This window comes from Sphingomonas aerophila, from assembly GCF_014199305.1.
Classification (GTDB): Bacteria; Pseudomonadota; Alphaproteobacteria; order Sphingomonadales; family Sphingomonadaceae; genus Sphingomonas; species Sphingomonas aerophila.
The window spans coordinates 295,830-316,178 of record NZ_JACIJK010000001.1; the positions used below are offsets into that span (position 1 = coordinate 295,830).

At 65.0% G+C, this 20,349-nt stretch carries 25 protein-coding genes; 13 read left to right on the forward strand and 12 right to left on the reverse strand.

The window, feature by feature from the left end:
- Positions 1-40 precede the first annotated feature (40 nt).
- From FHS94_RS01510 to FHS94_RS01540, 7 genes are read left to right on the forward strand one after another with little or no spacing between them, the layout of a single operon-like run.
- Positions 41-748, forward strand: a complete 708-nt coding sequence (locus tag FHS94_RS01510; RefSeq protein ID WP_184053824.1) for a TerC family protein — start codon at positions 41-43, stop codon at positions 746-748.
- Between the two features lie 14 nt (positions 749-762).
- On the forward strand, positions 763-999 hold the full coding sequence (locus FHS94_RS01515) for a DUF6489 family protein (RefSeq protein ID WP_184053827.1): 237 nt from the start codon (positions 763-765) through the stop codon (positions 997-999).
- Positions 1,000-1,004: 5 nt separating this feature from the next.
- Entirely contained in the window at positions 1,005-2,285 is a 1,281-nt protein-coding gene (gene mnmE, locus FHS94_RS01520) for a tRNA uridine-5-carboxymethylaminomethyl(34) synthesis GTPase MnmE (RefSeq protein WP_184053830.1), read from the forward strand.
- 54 nt (positions 2,286-2,339) lie between these two features.
- Positions 2,340-4,175, forward strand: a complete 1,836-nt coding sequence (gene mnmG, locus FHS94_RS01525) for a tRNA uridine-5-carboxymethylaminomethyl(34) synthesis enzyme MnmG (protein ID WP_184053833.1) — start codon at positions 2,340-2,342, stop codon at positions 4,173-4,175.
- Positions 4,172-4,786 (forward strand): 16S rRNA (guanine(527)-N(7))-methyltransferase RsmG, encoded by a 615-nt coding sequence (rsmG, locus tag FHS94_RS01530; protein ID WP_184053836.1) that lies wholly within the window; start codon positions 4,172-4,174, stop codon positions 4,784-4,786. Before mnmG ends, rsmG begins: the two co-directional genes overlap by 4 nt.
- Positions 4,783-5,565, forward strand: a complete 783-nt coding sequence (locus FHS94_RS01535; protein WP_184053839.1) for an AAA family ATPase — start codon at positions 4,783-4,785, stop codon at positions 5,563-5,565. The genes rsmG and FHS94_RS01535 overlap by 4 nt, the downstream gene beginning before the upstream one ends.
- The gene (locus tag FHS94_RS01540) at positions 5,562-6,449 is read left to right on the forward strand and encodes a ParB/RepB/Spo0J family partition protein (protein WP_184053842.1); all 888 of its coding nucleotides are present in this window, start codon (positions 5,562-5,564) and stop codon (positions 6,447-6,449) included. Before FHS94_RS01535 ends, FHS94_RS01540 begins: the two co-directional genes overlap by 4 nt.
- A 7-nt stretch (positions 6,450-6,456) precedes the next feature.
- Here FHS94_RS01540 and holA read toward each other — a convergent pair whose 3' ends face one another.
- From holA to FHS94_RS01560, 4 genes are read right to left on the reverse strand one after another with little or no spacing between them, the layout of a single operon-like run.
- Positions 6,457-7,473 carry a DNA polymerase III subunit delta gene (gene holA / locus FHS94_RS01545; RefSeq protein ID WP_184053845.1) on the reverse strand — a complete coding sequence of 339 codons (1,017 nt, stop codon included), beginning with the start codon at positions 7,471-7,473 and terminating at the stop codon, positions 6,457-6,459.
- Positions 7,470-7,964, reverse strand: coding sequence for an LPS assembly lipoprotein LptE (lptE, locus tag FHS94_RS01550; protein WP_184053848.1), 495 nt, complete (start codon positions 7,962-7,964; stop codon positions 7,470-7,472). The genes holA and lptE overlap by 4 nt, the downstream gene beginning before the upstream one ends.
- On the reverse strand, positions 7,961-10,489 hold the full coding sequence (leuS, locus tag FHS94_RS01555) for a leucine--tRNA ligase (RefSeq protein ID WP_184053851.1): 2,529 nt from the start codon (positions 10,487-10,489) through the stop codon (positions 7,961-7,963). Before leuS ends, lptE begins: the two co-directional genes overlap by 4 nt.
- 7 nt (positions 10,490-10,496) lie before the next feature.
- Positions 10,497-10,937, reverse strand: a complete 441-nt coding sequence (locus FHS94_RS01560) for a DUF3576 domain-containing protein (RefSeq protein WP_184053855.1) — start codon at positions 10,935-10,937, stop codon at positions 10,497-10,499.
- A gap of 208 nt (positions 10,938-11,145) precedes the next feature.
- Between FHS94_RS01560 and FHS94_RS01565 the strand changes: the two genes are divergently transcribed.
- Entirely contained in the window at positions 11,146-11,850 is a 705-nt protein-coding gene (locus FHS94_RS01565; RefSeq protein ID WP_246348278.1) for a hypothetical protein, read from the forward strand.
- A gap of 6 nt (positions 11,851-11,856) precedes the next feature.
- Here the strand turns inward: FHS94_RS01565 and FHS94_RS01570 are convergent, their stop codons facing one another.
- Positions 11,857-12,336 (reverse strand): thiamine phosphate synthase, encoded by a 480-nt coding sequence (locus FHS94_RS01570; RefSeq protein ID WP_184054404.1) that lies wholly within the window; start codon positions 12,334-12,336, stop codon positions 11,857-11,859.
- Between the two features lie 66 nt (positions 12,337-12,402).
- On the opposite strand from FHS94_RS01570, the gene FHS94_RS01575 reads away from it, so the two are divergent.
- Both FHS94_RS01575 and FHS94_RS01580 read left to right on the forward strand, forming a co-directional pair.
- Positions 12,403-13,062 (forward strand): YggS family pyridoxal phosphate-dependent enzyme, encoded by a 660-nt coding sequence (locus FHS94_RS01575; protein WP_184053862.1) that lies wholly within the window; start codon positions 12,403-12,405, stop codon positions 13,060-13,062.
- Positions 13,062-13,742: an HAD family hydrolase gene (locus FHS94_RS01580; protein ID WP_221234457.1), complete on the forward strand. Its 681-nt coding sequence runs from the start codon at positions 13,062-13,064 to the stop codon at positions 13,740-13,742. Before FHS94_RS01575 ends, FHS94_RS01580 begins: the two co-directional genes overlap by 1 nt.
- Here FHS94_RS01580 and FHS94_RS01585 read toward each other — a convergent pair.
- The gene (locus tag FHS94_RS01585) at positions 13,739-14,512 is read right to left on the reverse strand and encodes an SDR family oxidoreductase (protein WP_184053865.1); all 774 of its coding nucleotides are present in this window, start codon (positions 14,510-14,512) and stop codon (positions 13,739-13,741) included. The two genes, FHS94_RS01580 and FHS94_RS01585, sit on opposite strands and share 4 nt — an antisense overlap.
- Before the next feature lie 85 nt (positions 14,513-14,597).
- On the opposite strand from FHS94_RS01585, the gene FHS94_RS01590 reads away from it, so the two are divergent.
- Genes FHS94_RS01590 through FHS94_RS01600 form a run of 3 tightly spaced genes read left to right on the forward strand, consistent with a single transcriptional unit; the run spans position 14,598 to position 15,701 of the window.
- Positions 14,598-15,044 (forward strand): protein tyrosine phosphatase family protein, encoded by a 447-nt coding sequence (locus FHS94_RS01590; RefSeq protein ID WP_184053868.1) that lies wholly within the window; start codon positions 14,598-14,600, stop codon positions 15,042-15,044.
- Positions 15,041-15,442: a hypothetical protein gene (locus tag FHS94_RS01595; protein ID WP_184053871.1), complete on the forward strand. Its 402-nt coding sequence runs from the start codon at positions 15,041-15,043 to the stop codon at positions 15,440-15,442. Before FHS94_RS01590 ends, FHS94_RS01595 begins: the two co-directional genes overlap by 4 nt.
- Positions 15,443-15,494: 52 nt before the next feature.
- Positions 15,495-15,701: a hypothetical protein gene (locus tag FHS94_RS01600; protein ID WP_184053873.1), complete on the forward strand. Its 207-nt coding sequence runs from the start codon at positions 15,495-15,497 to the stop codon at positions 15,699-15,701.
- Between the two features lie 96 nt (positions 15,702-15,797).
- Here the strand turns inward: FHS94_RS01600 and FHS94_RS01605 are convergent, their stop codons facing one another.
- The 6 genes from FHS94_RS01605 to FHS94_RS01630 form a co-directional block, all read right to left on the reverse strand.
- On the reverse strand, positions 15,798-17,162 hold the full coding sequence (locus FHS94_RS01605) for an ammonium transporter (protein WP_184053875.1): 1,365 nt from the start codon (positions 17,160-17,162) through the stop codon (positions 15,798-15,800).
- Positions 17,163-17,176: 14 nt separating this feature from the next.
- Positions 17,177-17,515 carry a P-II family nitrogen regulator gene (locus tag FHS94_RS01610; RefSeq protein ID WP_184053878.1) on the reverse strand — a complete coding sequence of 113 codons (339 nt, stop codon included), beginning with the start codon at positions 17,513-17,515 and terminating at the stop codon, positions 17,177-17,179.
- A gap of 139 nt (positions 17,516-17,654) precedes the next feature.
- Positions 17,655-17,864 carry a putative signal transducing protein gene (locus FHS94_RS01615; RefSeq protein WP_184053881.1) on the reverse strand — a complete coding sequence of 70 codons (210 nt, stop codon included), beginning with the start codon at positions 17,862-17,864 and terminating at the stop codon, positions 17,655-17,657.
- A 9-nt stretch (positions 17,865-17,873) separates the two neighbouring features.
- Positions 17,874-18,356: an ElyC/SanA/YdcF family protein gene (locus tag FHS94_RS01620; protein WP_184053884.1), complete on the reverse strand. Its 483-nt coding sequence runs from the start codon at positions 18,354-18,356 to the stop codon at positions 17,874-17,876.
- A 17-nt stretch (positions 18,357-18,373) separates the two neighbouring features.
- A complete protein-coding gene (gene ribA / locus FHS94_RS01625) occupies positions 18,374-19,420 on the reverse strand; it encodes a GTP cyclohydrolase II (RefSeq protein WP_246348279.1) in 1,047 nt (348 codons plus the stop codon).
- The gene (locus tag FHS94_RS01630) at positions 19,414-20,196 is read right to left on the reverse strand and encodes an exodeoxyribonuclease III (protein ID WP_184053887.1); all 783 of its coding nucleotides are present in this window, start codon (positions 20,194-20,196) and stop codon (positions 19,414-19,416) included. The genes ribA and FHS94_RS01630 overlap by 7 nt, the downstream gene beginning before the upstream one ends.
- Positions 20,197-20,349 lie beyond the last annotated feature (153 nt).

Here is a 20,349-nt window from a genome sequence, read left to right on the forward strand (position 1 = left end):
GCGGGCTTTGCCCGCGCCTTTTTTGTAGTAGGGCGGTCATATGCTTCTGCCCTTTCTTTCCGCCGCTGCCGCTCACGGTCCGGGTACGCCCGCTGATATCTGGCACAACATCGTCACCGACTTTTCCAACCTGACCGAACCGGCTGCGCTGGCCGCCTTTGGGTCGGTGCTGGTCATCGACCTGGTGCTTGCGGGGGATAACGCGATCGTTGTCGGTGCACTTGCCGCGGGCCTGCCGTCAGAACAGCGCCGCAAGGTTATCCTGATCGGTATCGGAGCCGCGCTGGTGCTCCGCATCCTGTTCGCGCTCATCGCAACCTGGTTGATGGGCATCGTCGGGCTGATCTTCGCGGGCGGGCTGCTCCTGTTGTGGGTAAGCTGGAAGTTCTGGCGTGAGATCCGGAGCTCCGGTCATCATGCGGAGAACGTGCAGTCGGGCGTGACAGCTGTGCGGAGCTTTGCAGCCGCCGCCTGGGCGGTAGCGGTCGCTGACGTATCCATGAGCCTCGATAACGTGCTGGCCGTCGCCGGGGCCGCGCGCGAACATCCCGGTATCCTGGTGGTTGGTTTGTTGTTGTCAGTCGCGTTGATGGGCCTTGCTGCCAATCTGATTGCCAACATCATCGATCGGTACCGCTGGATCGCGTATATCGGTCTTGCGGTCATCATCTTTGTCGCATTCCGCATGATCCATGAGGGCTGGGCGGGAACCGACGACACTGCCGGCCTGATCAGCCTGTTCGCCTGAAGGAAGGAGTCGCCATGAAGGTCAATGTTGAGATCGAGTGCACTCCGGAGGAGGCCCGGCGAGCGGTCGGACTTCCCGACCTGACGCCGATCCATGACCGCTATATTTCCATGCTTCTGGAGGCGATGTCAGGAGGTTTGAAGCCCGAGACGATCGAGCAGATGACAAAGGGCTGGGGACCCATGAATGAAGCTGGTCTGGCCATCTGGCGGCGACTGGTCGAAACGGGACTAGGCAAGCCGGGCAGCTGACACGCGTGGCCGACACGATCTTCGCGACTTCTAGCGGACGCCCCCCGGCGGCGATCGCGATCATCAGGATAAGCGGTGCTGGCGCCTTTGACGCAGCATCGCGAATGGCAGGCAAGTTGCCCCCACCCCGCCGCGCTGGCCTGCGCCAGTTGCGCCATGATGGGGTGTTGCTCGATGAAGCGCTGGTGCTGGCGTTTCCCGGACCGGCGAGCGCTACGGGCGAAGATTTGGTGGAGCTTCATTGTCATGGCGGCCGGGCCGTTGTCGCGGCAGTGGAACGAAGCCTCTCCGCCCAATCGGGGCTCAGACTAGCCAACGCAGGCGAGTTCACCCGTCGGGCGCTGATCAATGGCCGCATCGATTTGGCGGAGGCCGAGGGCTTGGCCGACCTGCTCGCGGCGGAAACAGAGGCACAGCGGGTCGCCGCCATGAGCGCCGCCGAGGGACGCGTGAGCCGCGCGATTCAAGGCTGGATCGATCGGGTTGCGATGCTCGCCGCGCAGGTGGAAGCGGCGCTCGACTTTGCAGATGAGGACGATGTCGAGGATGACCCTGCTGCGATGGGTCAGGTCCGCTCGGGCATGCAACTACTTTCCGACGATATCGAAGCCGTACTCGCCCAGCCGCCCGTGGACCGGCTTCGCGACGGCATCCGGGTCGTGCTGGCTGGGCCGCCGAACAGTGGTAAGTCGACGCTGTTGAACCGCCTGGTGGAACGAGAAGCGGCGATTGTCTCACCGATCTCCGGGACCACTCGGGACCGTATCGAGGTCGCGGTGGCACATGCTGGACTACCATTCCTTCTCACCGATACCGCCGGGTTGGCGGGTGCAACCGCCGACCCGATCGAACGGATTGGCATCGCTCGCGCGCACCGAGCGATAGAAGAAGCTGACCTGCTTCTGTGGTTGGGGGACGAAACGCCTCCCCGGCGCGATGCGATCTGGCTCCACGCGCGGTCCGATGCCGTCGGTCGGGACCACGTGCCAGCCGGTCCCATGCTGGCCGTTGCTGCTGATCATCCCACGACCATCGCAGCCCTGTGGAAGCTTCTCACATCGAGGGCGCAGGATCTTGTACCAAGGGTCGATCACCTCGCGCTAGGGACCACGCAGCGTAGGCAGTGTCATACCGCTGCTCTCGCCCTTGCAGAACCTTGGGCAGACCTGCTGATAGGCGCCGAGCACCTACGCGTGGCGCATAGCGCTCTCGCCGCGATCCTGGGTCTAAATTCAACCGAGCACATGCTGGACACTCTGTTTGGGCGTTTTTGCATCGGGAAGTAGTGTTCCACGTGGAACAGCTTTGACGGGCGGCACGGGCTGACCTAGCGGGTGCTCATGTTCGACGTGATTGTAATCGGGGCAGGGCACGCGGGAACAGAGGCCGCTGCTGCTGCCGCTCGCTGTGGCGCCTCGGTTGCGCTCATCACCTTCGACAAGCGCCAGATTGGGGCCATGTCGTGCAACCCGGCCATCGGTGGTCTGGGGAAGGGCCACATTGTACGGGAAATAGACGCGTTCGATGGCCTGATGGCTCGCGCCGCCGATGTGGCGGCCATCCACTACCGCATGCTAAATCGTAGCAAGGGTGCTGCCGTTCGGGGGCCGCGGGTCCAGGCAGATCGCCGGCGTTACGCAACCGCAATTCAGGAGATGCTGACGCTTCTGCCAACCCTTACCGTGATCGAGGGAGAGGTCGATCAGCTTTCGATCGCGAACGGTCGGGTTACAGGTGTGGCATTGAACGACGGTTCATACATCCCGGCACTCACTGTTGTGCTGGCCAGTGGTACCTTCCTCGGCGCCAAACTGTACCGGGGCGCCTCAAGCGAGGCTGGTGGGCGGATCGGGGAACTTGCCGCGACCAGACTTGCCGACCAGCTACGTGCGCTCGACTTGCCGATGGCTCGACTTAAGACGGGCACTCCGCCGCGCCTAGACGGACGGACAGTCGACTGGGCGCGCCTGGAGCGGCAGCCGAGCGATGCTGAGCCGTGGACAATGTCGCCCATGACTCGTCAGCGAGTGCTGCCCCAGGTCGCCTGTGCGGTCACACGCACCAACGAGGGCACCCATAGGATTGTGCGCGACAACCTTGGTCAGTCGCCGATGTTCACCGGTGCGATTGAGGCTCGCGGTCCGCGCTACTGTCCATCATTCGAGGACAAGGTCATCCGCTTTGGCGACCGGGACGGCCATCAGCTATTCCTTGAACCCGAAGGGTTGGACAATCATCTCGTCTACCCGAATGGCCTGTCCACCTCACTGCCGACCGTCGTGCAGGAGCAAATTGTGCGCTCTATCGATGGTCTCGAACGCGCTGAGATCGTCGTGCCCGGTTATGCTGTTGAGTACGACCACGTTGACCCGCGCGCTCTCAAACCTACGCTGGAGATGGCTCACTTTCCTGGCCTATACTTGGCAGGGCAGATCAATGGCACCACCGGTTACGAGGAAGCGGGCGGTCAGGGGTTGGTTGCCGGCCTTAATGCGGCTGCCGGGGCTTTGGGTCGCGCTCCAGTGCTGCTGGACCGTGCGACCAGCTACATTGGCGTCATGATCGACGACCTGACATTGCAGGGTGTCAGTGAACCTTATCGGATGCTGACGGCCCGCGCCGAGTACCGTCTCGCCCTGCGCGCAGACAATGCGGAGGAGCGCCTCGGCGGCCTCGCAGACGCCGCGAACTGCCTGACTGAGGAGCGGGCAGTCCATCAGGCAGAACGTCGTCATACCATCGCCCGGTTGAACGAGGCTCTTTCCGAAACGCGAACGGCTCATGAAATGAGTGGGCTGGGCGTCGCCGCCAGTGCCGACGGCAGCCGTCGCACCTTGGCTGAATGGCTTGCGCGGGACGGGGTGGACCTTGCGACCGTCGCGCCCGAACTCGCTCGGAGCTACCCTGCTGCAGTCGTCGACACTGTTATCCAGGATGCGCGCTACGCGCCGTACCTGACGCGGCAAGCGGAGGAAGTTGCCAGAATGCGTGTGGACGAGGCTATAAGCCTCTCCGAGCATCTCGATTACGCGAATATCCCTGGTTTGTCGGCCGAGATGATCGAACGTTTGTGTCGCGCTGCGCCGCCTTCGCTTGGAGCTGCCGCTCGAGTGCAAGGTATAACGCCCGCCGCCCTTTCCGCCATTCTTCTGCATGTCCGGCGACGAGCGGCATGACTGAAGAGGAGGCGGTCGCCCTTATCGAGGATCAGTTCGGGTCAACGGTGCGGGACAAGATCGGTCACTTTCTCAAATTGGTGGCCGATGAGAACGAACGTCAGAACTTAGTTTCGGCATCGACGCTACCCCAGCTGTGGACGCGCCACGCGCTCGACTCTGTGCAGCTTGTCAGGCGAGCGGAAGGCCGACCCGGTCTTTGGATCGACATAGGGTCAGGTGGTGGCTTTCCAGGCATCCCTGTCGCGATAGCTCGTGAAGACGCGATGCTTCTTGTCGAACCGAGGCGAAAACGAGCCGACTTCCTGAGCCACGCGGCTGAGACTCTCGGATTGTCACAGCGCGTGCGTGTCAAACAGGCTAAGATGGAGAAAGTCGTCGAAAGCGGGACAATTCTGTCTGCTCGTGCGGTCAGCGGGATTGAGCCATTGTTCGAGATGGCGCATCAGTGTGCATCGGCAGCAACAAGGTGGCTGCTTCCGCGTGGGCGGATCGCGTCCGAGGAGATCGACGACTTGCGACAGCGGTGGAAATTTCTGTTCCACGTGGAACAGAGCGACGTGAGCCCGGACTCACAAATAGCCATTTTCGATGGGGTGAAGCGACTGTGACGATCATCGCCGTCGCGAACCAGAAGGGCGGGGTAGGCAAGACCACCTCGGCCATCAACGTCTCCACCGCTCTGGCGGCAACGGGGTTGCGCGTTCTTTTGATCGATCTCGATCCTCAGGGGAATGCATCAACAGGACTCGGTGTTGCTCCCGCTGCACGAGAGCGGTCCAGCTATGACCTGCTGATGGGCAACGCGACGGTGGATCAGGTTGCGATGAAGACGCGGGTTCCTCACCTGGAGCTCGCCCCCGCTACCGTCGATCTGTCCGGTGCTGAAATAGAGCTCGTCGAGTTTGATCATCGCACCCACCGGCTCGCTCATGCGCTTCAGGCGTCGCGGCGAACGTGGGACGTAATCCTGATCGACTGCCCCCCGTCGCTTGGCCTGTTGACGATCAACGCGATGGTGGCGTCCGACTCCTTGCTGGTTCCGTTGCAGTGCGAGTTCTTCGCGCTTGAAGGTCTCTCCCAGCTACTCAACACAGTTGAGCGCATCCGGGGGCGGTTCAATCCTAGTCTGTCGATCGTCGGTGTTGCCCTGACGATGTACGACCGCCGCAACCGCCTGACCGAGCAGGTCGCGGCCGACGTCCGTGCCGTGTTAGGGCGCGTGGTGTTCGACACCGTCGTACCTCGGAATGTGCGATTGTCAGAAGCGCCGAGCCACGGCTTGCCGGCGCTTATTTACGATCACCGCTGCTCGGGATCCGAGGCATATATCGCACTCGCCCGTGAGCTTATTCAGCGACTACCACCCGCAGCGACCAAGGCAGCATGAGCGACGCGCGCAAATCACGATCGGGACTAGGACGCGGGCTGAGTGCATTGCTGGGTGACATTGCCCAGGAAGCGCCCATCACTGGCGCGCGCGACATTCCTGGTCTTCAGACACTGCCGACCAGTTCTCTCGTCCCTCATCCCGGCCAGCCCCGCCGGACTTTTGATGAGGCGGCGCTCAACGAACTCGCTGAGTCGATAGCTTCGCGTGGTTTGATCCAGCCCATCGTTGTCCGTCCTCATGGGCGCGAATATCAGATCGTCGCCGGTGAGCGCCGCTGGCGGGCAGCGCAGCGCGCGCGGCTGCACGAAGTGCCGGTTGTCATTCGCCAGTTGGATGATGCCGAGACGCTTGAAATCGCGCTCGTCGAGAACATCCAGCGGCAAGACCTGAATGCGATCGAAGAGGCAAAGGCTTTCCAGCGGCTGGCCGACGATTACGGCCACACCCAGGAGGTGCTCGCAAAGATCGTCCACAAGTCTCGCAGCCATGTTGCGAACCTGTTGCGCCTCCTTGAATTGCCCGACGAAGTTCAGGCACGAGTGGTCGATGGCGCGCTCAGCATGGGACATGCTCGTGCCCTGATCGGGGCGCCGAATGTCGACCAGCTCGCGGAGCAGGTCATCGCGCGCGGCCTGTCCGTTCGGGAGACTGAAAAACTAGCGCGTGAGCGCAAGGGAGGAACGGGCGGCGGGTCGCGCCAGTACAATAATCCGCGCGTCCCCGACGCGGATCTGGCTGCCCTGGAACAGCAGCTTAGCGACCTGCTTGGGCTCTCTGTTCGCATCCAGCACGGCGATACTGGCGGGACCCTGACTCTTGCCTACGCAACGCTGGATCAGCTCGACATGGTGTGCCAGCGGCTTACCGGCGAGGCGATCTGACCGACGTTCAGCGTGGTGCGGCTCGCCGGGCAAGGTCGAGCGTCGCTGCGAGCGCCAGGACGTCGCCGGCACTTCCAGAGGCGATTACGGCGCGTTCCACGGCCCTCACAGCATCCAGCGCGCTGGCTATTCTGTTAGGTGACCACCGGGCGACCGCAGCGCCGACTTCGGCTTGTTGGGTGAAGTGAACGCGGAAGCGCTTGAAGGCCACGGACAGGTCGCCGCCGCCACCAGCCTCACGGCGCAATTCCGCAATCAGGGTCAATCGCCGCGCCAGTGCACGCAGCCAGGGGATCGCTGATTGCCCGGACTCGGCTAGCCCGGCCAGCAACTCGCCAGCATCGCTGACCCGCCCGGCTACGACTGCGGCGGCAAATGCGTCTGCATCTGCGTCCACCAGGTCTGCACCGACGGCGTCCAGCGCGTCGTCATCGAGCGGGCGAGGGCGATCAGGCGCAGCGTCGAGGTACAGGGCAAGCTTCTCGATCTCGCGCGCCATCACGGCCCGGTCACCGCCCGCAGCCTCCGCAATCCTTCGCGCGATACCCCGCTCGAACTGGAGCCCCTGTGCTCGCCCTAACTCAGACGCAATCCGATCGATCTCTGCAGCGCTTGGCTCGTAGCACGCCAGAACAAGCGCTCGCGGAGACTCGAGTGCAAGTTTCACCAGCTTTGCCGTCGCCTTCAACGTTGGCGCGAGCACCACGGCAGGGCTGCCGGCCCGATCAGCCTCCAGAAGCAGCGTAGCAGCCTCCAGAACGTCTTCACCGGCTCCAGCTACCCTGATGTGCCGAGCGCCCCCGAACAGCGACAGGCTGGCCGCTTCGTCCGCCAGCAGGCCCGGTTGAGCCCGCAGCATCGCGGGAGCGAGATCGACCCGCTCGGCGTCCGGCCCCATTGCCTTCGCCAACACCGCTGCAAGGTCACGAGCCCCGGCCTCATCGGGGCCGTATAGCAGGAACAGGCGGATGTCGGGCGGCGGGGCGGCGAGGGCGGTCCGCATCCGCCCGGCATCGGCCTTCACGGGGTAGTCCGGCGCCCGCCGTACAGGGCAACCCGGGCGACGATCTTGTCTGCCACGATCTCGGCCAGTCGCTCCAGGGCGCTATTCTCAGCGGCGATGGTCGCGTATTCAGACTGCACCACGTCGATGCCGGCGTCCGATCCCGCCGTGGCGTCCACAACGACGCTGTTGTCGCCAAGATCGACCAGTTGATAGCGCGCGCGCAGGGTCCGCCGCTCCCGGCTGACGGCATCATCGCGGCGCACGCCGAAGCCGGCGATCTGATCGTCGAGCTTGATCTGTAGGCGGTAGCGCGCCGCGCCCGTGCCCGCAGCGCCTAACCGATCGCGAAGGGCGTTGGACACCAGCCAGCCCGACTTACCCTCAATGGGCGCTACTTCCACCTGGGACAGCACGGACCCGACCGGGCCTGATCCGCCGGCGCTGTAAAGCGGCTTCAGCCCACAGGCGCTGAGCAGCAGCAACGGCAGCAAGGCGCGAGCGCGAATCATGCGACCAGGTTGACCAGCCGGTCGGGCACGACGACCACCTTGCGCGGTGCCTTACCCTCCAGCAGCCTGACGATCTTATCCGAAGCGAGCGCGGCTGCTTCCACGACATCCTTGGCGGCGCCTTTCGGCATGACGAGAGTATCGCGAAGCTTGCCGTTGACCTGAATGGCTATGGTCACTTCATCTTCGACCAGCAGTGTTGGGTCGACCTCTGGCCAGGCGGCGTCCGCGATCAGGCCTTGTTCGCCGGACGCAGACCAGGCCTCTTCGGCCAAATGCGGGACCATTGGTGCGACGAGCAGCATGGCCGTGCGCACTGCCGCGGTTCGCGATGCCGAGGGCTGGGCGCGTTCAATGGCCGAGACAAGCTCATAGAGCTTCGCCACCGCCTTGTTGAACTGCAGCGCTTCGATGTCTCCGGCCACGCCAGCGACGGTCTGGTGAACCCTGCGGTTCAGGGCTGTGTCTTCGCCTTCTCCGGCCTGGTCCCCATCGAACAACCGCCACAAGCGCTGAACGAAGCGCCAGGACCCCTCGATGCCATTTTCCGACCATTCCAGGTCACGCTCGGGCGGTGAGTCCGACAGCATGAACCAGCGCACCGCGTCCGCACCATATTGATCGACGATCGGTTCGGGATCGACAGTGTTCTTCTTGGACTTGGACATCTTCTCGACGCGACCGACCGTGACGGCCTGACCTGTCGCGATTTCGCTTCCGTCCTCCACCTCGGCCGGGTTGAGCCAACGCCCGTCTGCCGACCGGAACGTGGCATGGGTCACCATGCCTTGCGTGAACAGCCCCGCGAACGGCTCCGCGATGTCGAGCTTGCCTATGTGCCGCAGCGCGCGCGTCCAGAACCGGGCGTAAAGCAGGTGCAGGATCGCGTGCTCGACGCCGCCGATATACTGCCCCACCGGCAGCCACGCTTCCGCCTCTGCCCGATCAAACGGCTTGTCCTTGGGCTGGCTGGCAAAGCGGATGAAGTACCAGGACGAATCAACAAACGTGTCGAGCGTGTCGGTCTCGCGAACCGCCGCACCACCACAGGATGGGCAGGCGACGTGCTTCCATGTCGGATGCCGGTCCAACGGATTGCCGGGTACGGCGAAGCTGACGTCCTCGGGCAGTACCACCGGCAGCTGATCGTGAGGTACAGGAACGACACCACACGCGCTGCAATGGATGATCGGGATCGGCGTGCCCCAATAGCGCTGGCGGCTGACACCCCAGTCCCGCAGCCGGTACACGGTCGTGCCATGGCCCCAGCCATCAGATTCAGCGTGCGCGATCACCGCTCGCTTGGCATCCTCCACGGCCATGCCGTCCAGGAAGCGCGAGTTCACCAGAGCACCCGGCCCGGTATAGGCCTCATCGCCCGCAAAGGTGGGTTCCGAGCGTTCGCCGTCCGACACCACGCGTGTGACGGTCAGGTCGTACTTGCGCGCAAAATCCAGGTCTCGCTGGTCATGGGCCGGAACCCCGAAGACCGCTCCGGTCCCATATTCCATCAGCACGAAATTGGCGATGTAAACGGGCAGCTGCCAATTGGGATCGAACGGATGGCGGGCTGTCAGCCCGGTATCGAAGCCGAGCTTTTCCTGGGTTTCGAGTTCCGCCGCGGTGGTGCCGCCCTGCTTGCACTTCTCGACAAAGGCAGCAACCTCGGCCGATCGCTCCGCGAGCTCACGCGCAATCGGATGGTCAGCTGCAACGGCAACGAAGCTCGCGCCAAAGATGGTGTCGGGCCGGGTGGTGAACACCTCCACCTCGCCACCATCGGACAGGCCGAAGCGGAACTGGAGACCGCGGCTGCGGCCGATCCAGTTCTCCTGCATCAGCTTCACCTTGTCCGGCCAGTGCTCCAGCTCGCCCAAGCCATCGAGCAACTCGTCGGCGAAGTCGGTGATCTTCAGGAACCATTGGTTGAGCTTGCGCTTCTCGACCAGCGCGCCTGATCGCCAGCCGCGGCCGTCGATCACCTGCTCATTGGCGAGCACGGTCATGTCGACCGGGTCCCAATTGACCGCGGACTCCTTGCGATAAACCAAGCCGCCCGCGAGCAGGTCGAGGAACAGCGCCTGCTCATGGCCGTAATAGTCAGGCTCACAGGTCGCGAGTTCACGGCTCCAGTCGAGCGCGAACCCAAGCCGCTTGAGCTGGGCCTTCATCGTACCGATGTTGTCCAGCGTCCAGCCGCGCGGGTGGACGCCCTTCTCCATTGCCGCATTCTCGGCGGGCATGCCGAACGCGTCCCACCCCATGGGATGAAGCACGTCGTGCCCGGTCATCCGCCGATACCGCGCGAGCACGTCGCCCATGGTGTAGTTGCGGACGTGCCCCATGTGGATGCGCCCCGATGGATAGGGAAACATCTCGAGCACAAAGGTCTTCGGCTTGTTGCCACCGTCCTGGCGCGCGACAAAGGTGCCGCGCTCGTCCCAGGTCGCCTGCCAGGCGGCATCTGCCTTGAGCGCGTTGAAGCGCGATGGCCGAGCGGGTGCGTCCCCGCGCGAAGGGGTCATCGACGGATCAGCCCGCGATCGCCGCACGCCTCAGGTCGCGGGCGCGCGTCAGGATGATGTCCTCAAGCTTCTGCACGGTTGCCGCCCGTACAGGGGCGGCAACCCACTGGCCGCCTTGGCTGACCTCACGCAGAGCCGCCACGCGGACCGCGTCAGCGCGCAAGTCTTGATCGAGGATCGAGACGGTTACCTTCATGCGCTCGGTCGGAACCTGCGGATTGACGTACCAATCGGTGACGATCACGCCGCCATTGGAGTCGGTCTGCACCAACGGCATGAACGACAGGGTGTCGAGGCTGGCCCGCCACAGATAGGCGTTGACGCCGATCGTGGTCACCTTGGATGCGGCGAGATCCGCCTTGGGCCGCTCCCCACCCTTGCTGCATCCTGCAAGGGGCAGCGCCACAGCGGCGAGAAGAAGAACGGCAATACGCGAACGGGGCATCATCAGGCGCTTCCTGGCGTTAAAAGGGGCCACCACCCGCTCTACAGCCGTGCCTACGCCCCGGCAATCCCGCGGCAGCTGTGGGTTGCGTGCAACACCTCAGCAATATTGTACCACCATGGTATTTCCAACGGAGCGAATCATGTTAGGCGCAGCTTAATAAGAACCGGCGCGATGGCCGGCGGACAGAGGTGACATGCGTAAAGGGCGGATGCTGACAGGGGTTGCTGGTGGGGTGCTTGTCGCCGCTGCCGCTCTTGCCCTGCCTGGCGCGCTCGGGGCGACGCCCTCTCGCAACGCGACGCCTGCGCGGCATGTTGCTCCGCCTGTGTCGATGCTGGGTTTCACGCCCGTTGCTGGTGATCCGAGACTCGCAGCGATGTTTGCCCGTGGCGGCCTCGACACGGGATCATTCCGCTTCACGCCGGCTGAAACGCGCGCGATCAGCCCCAAGGTCACGGTTGCCGTTCGCGCTCGCTCCAGCCGTGCTGTTGATCCGGCTCGCGGCGTGGCGATCGCCACCGCCGACCAGGGCACGACGCTGGCACCGATTGCATACAACATGGGCGTTGCACTCGGTTGGAAGAGCCTTGCGGTGGCGGGTGAGGTCGGCCGCGTCGATATGGCCAGCCGACCTGGCAGCCGCGAAGCAGCGGACGTCGCGGTCAGCTATTCGCTCAACAGGTTCACCGGCCGGGTGAAGGCGGCGGCTGATCGACCGCTCGCCAACGCGCCGCAACTGGTTGAGGCCGCGCCGAGCTACTCGCTTGATGTGGGCGGCTCCTACAAGCTGACCCGCAACCTCGATGTAACGGCGGGCGTCCGTTATCGCAGCGATCGTGAGCGCTTATCGCGCCTGGAGGCCGATCGGCGTGACAGCCAGGCTGTCTACCTGGGCACTGCCTTCCGGTTCTGATCCGGGTCAGCGGCTTAGCGCGTCGATCGCCGCCCAGCCCGAAAATCCCCAATGCCGCGCGCGGATGAACCGGCGTGCGGTCATGCCACCCAGCGCAATCGCCGCGACCGGAAGGCCTGCGGTGATCCTCGCCGCCTTTGCCGGGCCTAGTGCGGGTGCGCCCGGATGCGAACGCGTCGGGAACAGCGGCGACACGAACAGTATTTTCGCCCCAACTCGAATTCCGGCAATCGCCTGACGTCGATCGTGCGCGGCCCAGGTCCTGAGCTGGCCCACACCGCCCCCGACGCCATGAGTCCCTGCCCCGACGGCGCCACCCGCGACGACCATCACCAATCGTCGGGCAACAGCTATCCGGCGAATCTGGCGGATCAGCAATCGCCGCTGACAAGCGGGCGTCCTGTGGTGCCGCACGACCACCCCCGATCCGGGTGGCAAGCGGCGCAAGGCTGTCCACAGCGCGTCACCTACTCGCTCGTCGGTCATCAACCAGGTCCGCGGCAGCGGCGACACGGGGTTACGGGGCGTCACGACCGTCCCTATAGCGCGCGCATGACTACATCCGCCATTCGCCTGGCCGAGGTGCGTACCCGGCTTGACCGCGCTGCCGCTCTCGCTGGCCGGCCCGCCGGCTCTGCTTCCCTGATCGCGGTATCCAAGACTCACGATGCAGGCGCGATCCAGCCGCTGATCGATGCCGGCCAGCGCATCTTTGGCGAGAACCGTGTCCAAGAAGTGCAGGCGAAGTGGCCGGCGCTGCGGGACGGGCGCCCTGATATTGAACTGCACCTGATCGGCCAGCTGCAGTCGAACAAGGCCGCTGACGCGGTGGCGATGTTTGACGCCATACACTCGGTCGATCGCGCCTCACTGGTCACTGCACTCGCCCGGAACATGGACGCGAGCGGTCGACGGCCCGCTTGCTTCATCCAGGTAAACATCGGCGACGAGCCGCAAAAGGGAGGATGCCCGGTGGCCGAACTGCCTGAACTTCTCACCCTGGCGACAGCGGTGCTGCCCGTCGCTGGATTAATGGCAGTCCCACCGGCAGGCGTCGAGGCTGCCCCCTATTTTGCGCTGCTGGCGAAGCTGGCGCGCGATCATGGCCTTCATGGCCTCAGCATGGGAATGTCCGACGATTTCGAGACAGCGGCGATGCTCGGCGCCACCCATGTCCGTGTCGGCAGCGCGCTGTTCGGAGAGCGCACGTAATGAGCGAAACCATTTCTGTGCGTTTCGATGCACTGTTGTTCGACTTCGATGGCGTGCTCATCGAAAGTGAGGCGAGCGGCAACCGGCACATCGCGGAGTGGCTGACAGCGGCCGGCCATCCAACGACGGTGGAGGAGTCTATGGCTCATTTCATGGGACTGGCCGGCCCGGACTTCCTTTCCGCGATTGAGCGGAGGATTGGCCGCCCACTGCCGCCTGAGTTCCATCGCGACCGCGAGGTCGAAAACCGCCGTGTGCTCGAGGCCGGGGTGGACGAGGTCACCGGGGCGGTGGAATTCGTTCGGTCCCTACCGAAACTGCTCCCTCGTGCCATCGTGTCGTCCAGCAGCACGGCCTGGATCCGGCGACACCTCGACCATATCGGGCTGTCCGACGCGTTTGGTGAGCACATCTATTCGGGCAAAGAGCATGTCGAGCGCGGGAAGCCGGCACCCGATCTCTACCTCCACGCCGCCAGGATGCTCGGCGTCGACATCGGCCGCTCCGCAATCCTGGAAGATTCACCGGTTGGCGCGACCGGCGCTGTTGCGTCGGGCGGGCATGTAATCGGTCTGTGCGCTGGCAGCCATTGCGGGATCGGCCATGCCGATCGACTCCGAAGCCTCGGAGTCGACGACATCGCGCATGATTTCGCCGAAGCGGCTCGGCTTCTCGCCTAGTCGGGCTGGGCTTCGCGCGCCTTGCGGGCGTTCTCGTTGAGCGTCGTCAATGTCTGGTCGAAACGGCCCTCAGCCTCCGCGTTACGAAGGAACTTCACGCGCTCGACCAGGAGCTCGGGTGGGGTTGGCTGTTGGCCGAACAGGGCGAGGACCTCATCCGCGAACTCGTTCAACGGCTGGTATCCCGGACGATTGGACTGCCCTGGCGTCAAATTGGTCTGGACGGCTGGCGGCGCTAGCTCGATGACCTCCACCCGGCCTTTCAGCGCGTCACGTAGTGAAACGGTGTAGCTGTGGATCGCAGCCTTTGTCGCGGAGTAGGTCGGTGTCGCGACCAGCGGCACAAAGGCCAGGCCAGAGGTGACGTTGACGATCGCCGCGCCAGGTCGGCCGGCCAGGTGCTCAACCAATGCGTTGGTCAATCGGATCGGCCCCAGCAGGTTGGTGACGATCGTTTCTTCCGCGTCCTTCAGGTCCCGGCGGGTGTCGAGCGCCTCGAACCGCATGATCCCTGCATTGTTGATCAACACATTGATCGACGGATGCTGCTCGATCACCTCCCGGGCGAATTGCTCGATCGCGTCGGCGTCAGTTACGTCCAGTTCGATGACGTGAAGATTTTCCCGGCCGGCCGCAGCGCGTTCCAGCGCCTCGCGCCGCCGCCCCGCAATCACCACCGTGTTGCCGGCATCGTGAAAGCGCTGCGCCAGCGCCTCGCCTATCCCCGATCCGCCGCCCGTGATCAGGATGGTGTTGCCGTTCGCTTTCATGTGCGCTGCTCCCTTTGTCGCGGCGCGATGTGGGACGCATACGGTGGTGGTTCAATCCATCGGCAGACTGGTCTATCATGACGACATGCTGAGTTTGCGCCCCCTTAACGAAAGCGTCGCCGTTGCGCCGCAAATCACGCCCGACGACATGGCCGCTGTTCGCGATGCCGGGTTTGTCGCCGTGATCAACAACCGGCCGGACGGCGAGGAGGCGGGCCAGCCCTCAGGCGAGACGATCCGCGCTGCCGCCCAGGCGGCCGGGCTCGCCTATCACGAGATCCCCGTGACTGGCGCAGGGTTCAGCCACCCTCAGGTTGACGCCATGGCGGCGGCGCTGGTGGCTGCGGACGGGCCGGTGCTCGCCTATTGTCGCTCCGGGACGCGTAGCTGCAACCTGTGGGCGCTTGCCGCGGCAAAGGCGGGCCGTAATCCGGAAGTGCTTCAGGCACAGGCAGGACAGGCGGGTTATGACCTGTCTGCCATCCGACCGACGCTGGACGCGCTCGCGGCAGGGGCCTCGGACTCCAAATGACCGTTGCAGTGGCCGCCGCCGCGATCGTGGCGGTTCTGCTTCTGGCCACTGCCGGCATATGGTGGGTCAAGCGGGGGACACGGGCACGGATCGAGGACCCGGAGTCCGCGGCGGCGGCCGCTGATGCCGCTTTGCCTAACTTTCGCACCCGCGGTGCGGTGGTCGGTGCTGATGGCCGTGGCGCGCTGGCGGTGGGAGAGGACGGCCGGGTTGCAGCAGTGCGGCGGCGCGGTACGCGGCTGGCTGTCAGCGAGGTGCGCTGGAGTGCCTTGAGAGCCGGGCCCGGCGGCGTGCTGGTAGAAACCGGCGCCCGCGAGGTCGGCACCGTTTTCGTGGCAGGAGTTGACGCCCTCGACGTACGCCGGCTCGCCCCAGAAGGGATCGCGTGGCGTCATTGAGGCGCGCGGGCGCAAACAGGCGTTCGCGGCATCGTTGCGGTCCGGAGATGCTATGGACCCGCTGGTAATCCCGTTCCTCGTCGCCGACGCTATCCTGCTGTGGATGCTGCGCGGGGCATGGCGCGACGGGGAGGTCTGGATGGCCACCCGCATGGGCACGCGTCATGAAAACAGGGCGGTATGGTGGATGACCGTGCTTCGTTTGGGCGCTCTTCTGGCCTTGTCGCTGGTCGGAACCGTCGCGGCCCTGGTTGCCTGACATAAAAGCGGCCCGACATGTTGCCATGCCGGGCCAGGTGTGTCCGCAGGAGGAACAAGGTGGGGCAGGCGGGGCGGACCCCGCCGGCCAATAGGATCAGATGTTGTAGGCGCGCTCCCCATGCTCGCCGATGTCGAGGCCTTCGGTCTCGACTTCGGGGGTGACGCGCAGGCCGGTGACTGCCTTGGCGATCGCAATCGCGATCACGGTGCCGATCGAGGCCCAGATAATCGTCGTGATGACTGCCTCGAACTGGACCAGCAGCTTGGCGCCCATCGCGTAGTCGGCAGCGCCCGGCCCGCCGAGCGAGGGCGCGTAGACGATGCCGGTGCCGAGGGCGCCGATCATGCCGCCGATGCCATGCACACCAAAGGCGTCCAGCGCATCGTCATAGCCAAGCCGCGGCTTCAGCACCGACACGGCGAAGAAGCAGACGATGGACGCGATCGCGCCCAGCACGATGGCGCCGAACGGCCCGGAATTGCCGGCCGCCGGGGTCACCGCGACCAGCCCCGCGACGATGCCCGAGCAGAAGCCGAGTGCCGAACCCTTGTGGCCACGCACCCGCTCGGCCAGCATCCAGAACAAGGCGGCGCTGGCGGTCGCAACAAAGGTGTTGATCATGGCAAGACCGGCAGACCCGTTCGCTTCCAGCGCGGAGCCCGCGTTGAAGCCGAACCAGCCCACCCAGAGCAGGCCGGTGCCAACCCCGGTCAGCGTCAGCGAATGCGGGGGCATGGGGGTCGTCGGATAGCCGATGCGCTTGCCGAGCATCAGGCTGGCCACCAGCGCGGACACGCCCGCGTTGATGTGCACCACCGTGCCGCCCGCGAAATCGAGCGCGCCCGCCTTGAAGAGCAGGCCAGACGATGCCCACACCATGTGCGCGATCGGGAAATAGACGATGGTCAGCCACACCGCGGCGAATGCCATCACGGCCGAGAACTTCATCCGCTCGACGACCGAGCCCAGGACCAGCGCCACCGTGATGGCGGCAAAGGTCATCTGGAAGCAGATGAACACATATTCGGGTATCTCGACCCCGGCCGTGAACGTCGCCGACTGGCTGGCCGAAGTCACGCCCGACAGGAACGCCTTGTCGAAGCTGGACACGAAATTGGACAGGAAGCCGCTGGTGACGTCGGGTCCAAACGCCAGGCTATAGCCGTACATTACCCAGATCAGCATCGCGAGACACGCGACCGCGCCGATCTGCGTCATGGTGGACAGCATGTTCTTCGTGCGGGTGAGGCCGCCATAGAATAGCGCCAGGCCGGGCAGGATCATCATCAGCACCAGCAGGGTGGACGTCATCATCCATGCCGTGTCGCCCTTGTTGACGACGGCGGTCGGTGCGGCGGGCGGTGACTGGAGTGGTGCGGCCTGCGCCAGAACGGGCGCTGCCCAGGCCAGGCCCACTCCCACCGCGACGGCCCCGGCAATTCGAATTGCTTGCTTCATTCGGTTCACCCCCCTCAGAGTGCGCTGTCGTCGGTTTCGCCGGTGCGGATGCGCACGGCCTGGCCGACATCAAGGACGAAGATCTTGCCGTCGCCGATCGCGCCGGTGTTGGCGGACTGCTGCACGGCTTCGACCACCCGGTCGGCCAGTGCAGTGGCGCACACCACCTCGATCTTGATCTTGGGCACCATGTTGGTGCTGTACTCGGCCCCCCGATAGATCTCGGTCTGGCCCTTTTGACGGCCGAACCCCTTGACCTCGGTGACCGTCATCCCTGCCACGCCAAGCGAGGTCAGCGCTTCGCGGACCTCGTCGAGCTTGAACGGCTTGATGATCGCGATGACCAGCTTCACCCCTGTCCCCCTTTTGCGACTACCAGCAACTCACATCGCAACAGCCGTGCCAGGTGCGCCGACGCTGTTGCGCAAGCGCAATGGTGGGCCGATCGGGTGGGAGGATCAGGTTCTTTTTCGGGCAATCGGGCGGTGCTGCCTATTTGTTGGGCAGGTCCGCCAGCAATCGACGGGCGTCCTCGACGTCGTCCTCGTCCACCATGACCCGCACGGGGATCAGCAACCACGATCCTTCCGCGATCGACGTTGACGCGTCGAACGCGACGGCGGGAATGCCCTCACTCTCGAGCAGGCCGACGATCATGTGGGCCTCGTTGCGGGAGAAGCGGCCAAGTTCGCAGATTGCCATGGGGTCAGCCTAGCTCGGTCGACGCCAGTCGCGCCAGCGTGCGCCCAGACCGGCGAAAAGGTCATAGGGGATCGCCGCTGCCTCCCGCAGCCGCATCCGCCGCCGAAGCCTGCGCGAGCCGCGCTTGGGGAAGGCTACGGGACGGCAACGGATGCCGTACAGCGCGAACAACATGCGCACCCGCGGCTGATGATAAGGGTCCGTGCACGCGAAACACTCGGCATAGCCTGCGCGGCGGACCAGGGCCGCAGCCCGGCGTACCGTTTCCAGCGTGTCTCGGCTGGCTGTGTCCAGGATCACCCGATCCGCCGCGACCGCATGGGACAGCATCCGCCCCATCACTTCCGCCTCCGCTGGCGGGTAGCGGCCGACCCCGCCCGAGCAGAACAGGTCGATCGCCGGATCACGCTCCGCCAGGGCGGCTGCGTAACCGACACGGCGCGCCAGCGTCGGGCTGGCGCTCCCGTCCGGGCGAACCGCTGCCCCGAACACGACGCACAGGCGCCGGCTCAGAACTGATGTCCGGTACGGTCGCGCTTGGTCGCGAGATAGCGCTCGTTGTGCGGATTGGCGGGCAGGAGGTGCGGAACCCGCTCCACCACCGTGACCCCCGCAGCTTCCAGGCCGGTGACCTTGGCCGGATTATTGGTCAGCAAGCGGACATGAGTCTGGCCAAGCAGGCGGAGCATCTGCGCTGCCACGCCGAAGTCGCGTGCATCCACCGCGAAACCCAGGCGGGTATTCGCATCGACCGTATCGAAACCCTGGTCCTGCAGCGCATAGGCGCGCAGCTTGTTCACCAGCCCGATCCCGCGCCCTTCCTGCCGCAGGTATAGCAGGATGCCCCAGCCAGACGCCTGAATGGCGCGGATCGCGGCCTGAAGCTGAGGGCCGCAGTCGCACTTGAGACTGCCGAGCACGTCGCCGGTCAGGCATTCCGAGTGCAACCGCACCAGCGGCGGCTGCCCGTTGGGCTGACCGATCAGCAGCGCCACATGCTCGTCCGCGCCGTCGGGCGAGCGGAAGGCGGCGATCTCCGCATCCTCCGCCCCCTCGACCGGCAACCGCGCGCGGGTGGCCAGGCGAAGGCGGGTCGGGTCCTCATGCGCGTCGATGTCAGCGGGGCTGATCTGGACAACCGCACCGACGCCGCCCGTGAAGAAGGCGGGCAACAGCCCCGCGATTCGCGCCAGCTTCAGCGCAGCCGCCGCCTCACCCGGATTGTCGAACCTAACCGCGCGGAACGGGCCCTTCATGGGGGTAGCCAGGTCGAGCTGCGGATCGGCAAGCGCAACAGCACCGGCCAGGTCGATCCAGGGTGCTCGCTCGACAAGTACCGGCGCATCGGGATTGGCGGCGGCGAGCTGGTTGGTCAGGCGCAGGGTATCGGCCCGGCCTGCGGACACCAGCACGTCCCCGCGTCCGTCGGGGTCGAAGGCGAGGAGGCGTTCGTCGTCCGCCGTCTCGACAGCCAGCAGCGTCAGGTCGCCGATTGCGATCGGCCAGCCGCGTCGCACCGCGTCAATCGCCCGCGCCGCGTCCCGGGCGCTCACCAATCGAACTCGGTCATGATCGGGATATGATCGGACGGCTTCAGCCAGGACCGGCAATCCTCAAATATATGGTGCGCCGTTGCCCGTGCGGCGACCTCGGCCGTGCCCCACATATGGTCCAGGCGCCGCCCCCGGTCGGAAGCGGCCCAGTCCTTGGCCCGATAGCTCCACCAGGTGAACAAACGCTCGGGTGCGGGGCGGAAGTGCCGCCCCAGGTCGACCCAGCTGTTCGATGACTGCAGCCGCGAGAGTGCATCAACCTCGATCGGCGTGTGGCTGACGACATCGAGAAGCTGCTTGTGGCTCCATACGTCCGCTTCGAGCGGCGCGATGTTGAAGTCGCCGACCAGCAGCGTCGGGCACTCCAGGCCCTCGGACCAGCGGATCATGCGGTCGATGAAGTCGAGCTTCTGCCCGAATTTCGGGTTCACCGTGCGATCGGGCACGTCACCGCCGGCGGGCACGTAGACATTCTCCAGCCGCACACCGTTGGGCAGTCGGATCCCGACATGGCGCGCCTCCTTGTTGGCCTGCCAATCGAGCCGGTCATCCTCCACCACGGGCACCCGGCTGATGATCGCCACCCCGTGATGCATCCGCTGCCCGTGAAGGATGATGTGCTTGTAGCCGAGCCGCCGGAACGCATCCGCGGGAAAGTCGGCGTCGATGACCTTGGTTTCCTGCAGGCACAGCACATCCGGCTCGTGCTCACGAAGGAATTGTTCGACGATCTCGATGCGGAACCGCACGGAGTTGATGTTCCAGGACACGATCTTCACGGGGCGCGATGTAAGGTGCCCGCGCCGCTTCGTCACTATCGACGACGTCGATGGAAGCAGACAAGGAAAGGCCCCCGCTCCGGGGGCGTGGAGCGAGGGCCGACCTAGCGTTCGTCACGCAGGGGGGAGGGTAGACAGGTCCGGGCAACAGGG

Excerpts from the sequence above, each read along its gene's own strand:
- FHS94_RS01590 (WP_184053868.1), top strand. The coding sequence starts at position 14,598 with ATGCTGAGTTTGCGCCCCCTTAACGAAAGCGTCGCCGTTGCGCCGCAA.
- FHS94_RS01560 (WP_184053855.1), bottom strand. The coding sequence starts at position 10,937 with ATGATGCCCCGTTCGCGTATTGCCGTTCTTCTTCTCGCCGCTGTGGCG.
- FHS94_RS01615 (WP_184053881.1), bottom strand. The coding sequence starts at position 17,864 with ATGGCAATCTGCGAACTTGGCCGCTTCTCCCGCAACGAGGCCCACATG.
- FHS94_RS01580 (WP_221234457.1), top strand. The coding sequence starts at position 13,062 with ATGAGCGAAACCATTTCTGTGCGTTTCGATGCACTGTTGTTCGACTTC.
- FHS94_RS01510 (WP_184053824.1), top strand. The coding sequence starts at position 41 with ATGCTTCTGCCCTTTCTTTCCGCCGCTGCCGCTCACGGTCCGGGTACG.
- FHS94_RS01515 (WP_184053827.1), top strand. The coding sequence starts at position 763 with ATGAAGGTCAATGTTGAGATCGAGTGCACTCCGGAGGAGGCCCGGCGA.
- mnmG (WP_184053833.1), top strand. The coding sequence starts at position 2,340 with ATGTTCGACGTGATTGTAATCGGGGCAGGGCACGCGGGAACAGAGGCC.
- lptE (WP_184053848.1), bottom strand. The coding sequence starts at position 7,964 with ATGATTCGCGCTCGCGCCTTGCTGCCGTTGCTGCTGCTCAGCGCCTGT.
- FHS94_RS01575 (WP_184053862.1), top strand. The coding sequence starts at position 12,403 with ATGACTACATCCGCCATTCGCCTGGCCGAGGTGCGTACCCGGCTTGAC.
- FHS94_RS01600 (WP_184053873.1), top strand. The coding sequence starts at position 15,495 with ATGGACCCGCTGGTAATCCCGTTCCTCGTCGCCGACGCTATCCTGCTG.
- FHS94_RS01605 (WP_184053875.1), bottom strand. The coding sequence starts at position 17,162 with ATGAAGCAAGCAATTCGAATTGCCGGGGCCGTCGCGGTGGGAGTGGGC.
- FHS94_RS01540 (WP_184053842.1), top strand. The coding sequence starts at position 5,562 with ATGAGCGACGCGCGCAAATCACGATCGGGACTAGGACGCGGGCTGAGT.
- FHS94_RS01585 (WP_184053865.1), bottom strand. The coding sequence starts at position 14,512 with ATGAAAGCGAACGGCAACACCATCCTGATCACGGGCGGCGGATCGGGG.
- leuS (WP_184053851.1), bottom strand. The coding sequence starts at position 10,489 with ATGACCCCTTCGCGCGGGGACGCACCCGCTCGGCCATCGCGCTTCAAC.
- FHS94_RS01570 (WP_184054404.1), bottom strand. The coding sequence starts at position 12,336 with ATGACCGACGAGCGAGTAGGTGACGCGCTGTGGACAGCCTTGCGCCGC.
- FHS94_RS01595 (WP_184053871.1), top strand. The coding sequence starts at position 15,041 with ATGACCGTTGCAGTGGCCGCCGCCGCGATCGTGGCGGTTCTGCTTCTG.
- FHS94_RS01565 (WP_246348278.1), top strand. The coding sequence starts at position 11,146 with ATGCTGACAGGGGTTGCTGGTGGGGTGCTTGTCGCCGCTGCCGCTCTT.
- rsmG (WP_184053836.1), top strand. The coding sequence starts at position 4,172 with ATGACTGAAGAGGAGGCGGTCGCCCTTATCGAGGATCAGTTCGGGTCA.